This window comes from Vibrio sp. YT-15 (assembly GCF_033337445.1).
GTDB classification, from domain to species: domain Bacteria; phylum Pseudomonadota; class Gammaproteobacteria; order Enterobacterales; family Vibrionaceae; genus Vibrio; species Vibrio alginolyticus.
In genome coordinates this window covers 1-1,001 of sequence record NZ_JAWOQR010000201.1, presented here as the reverse complement: position 1 = coordinate 1,001, position 1,001 = coordinate 1, and the positions used below count along the sequence as shown (strand labels likewise).

Below are 1,001 nucleotides of genomic sequence, written 5' to 3'. Positions count from 1 at the left end.
CCTTTTTCGGCTTTGGCTTACTGACGGTCGTGGGAGGTTGTTGCACCACGGGTGGTTTCGGTTCTGGATCGTTACTTAATAAATACAGACCATAGCCAAAACCGCCCACAAGCAAGATTGCAAGTAGACCACTACGCCAAGGTTTTCTTTTGGGAGGTTGTTTTTTTGTCGACTTTTTTGGAGCGCCTCGCCCCCGTCTCACATAATCTCTGTTTGCCACGGTTACTTCTGGTCATCAAGGATTCTTCCAAATATGGTAATCCAGAACGGGTCGAGAAAACACCCTATTGATGTAATCTTGATAGCTACGTATCAGATAGAGAATACAAAAAGCGGCGCCAATGGGCACCGCTTATCATTAGTTTACATGATAGTCGCGTTGGACTACCGAGCGCTTAGGCGCGTTGCGGTGGCGCTGCGCTACCACGGACAACAAGCTTAGTTTCTAGTAAGCGTGAACCTGAATGAACGTCATGGCCTTTAAGGAGTTCAAGCATCATAAGCATCGCTTGGCGGCCAATTTCATAACGAGGTTGAGAAATGGTCGTTAACGGTGGATCGCAGTATTGAGCAAAGTTGATATCATCGAAACCAACCACCGACAGATCTTGTGGAACACGCAGACCGAGCCGTTTCGCTTCTTGGATTGCGCCGATTGCCATGGTGTCACAGTGGCAGAAAATCGCAGTTGGTGGCTCTGGAAGTTCTAGCAACTTACGTACAGCTTTCGCGCCGCCGTCAAAAGAAAACTCAGTGATAACGCTGTATTGTGGGTCTTTACTGATCCCCGCGCGACGCAAGGCTTGTTGATAACCTTGCTGGCGGAACTGGCACAATACCGCTGTGTCTGGCCCTGAAATTTGTGCTATGCGTTTATGGCCAAGTTGAGTTAGGTAATTGACCGCTTCAAAAGCAGACGTTAGGTTGTCAATGTGCACGGTTGGTAATTCTAGCTCTGGCGCAAACTCACAAGCCATGACCATTGGTGGCAGGTTTTTCTG

Annotated in this window: 1 protein-coding gene and 1 pseudogene; both read right to left on the bottom strand. The window is 48.5% G+C overall.

The window, feature by feature from the left end; all coding sequences use genetic code 11:
- Positions 1-220: pseudogene (locus R7D93_RS26320) on the bottom strand (cell division protein FtsN); the annotation flags it as partial.
- 175 nt (positions 221-395) lie between these two features.
- On the bottom strand, positions 396-1,001 hold a 606-nt coding region (locus R7D93_RS26315; RefSeq protein WP_318129683.1), incomplete at its 5' end, for a substrate-binding domain-containing protein.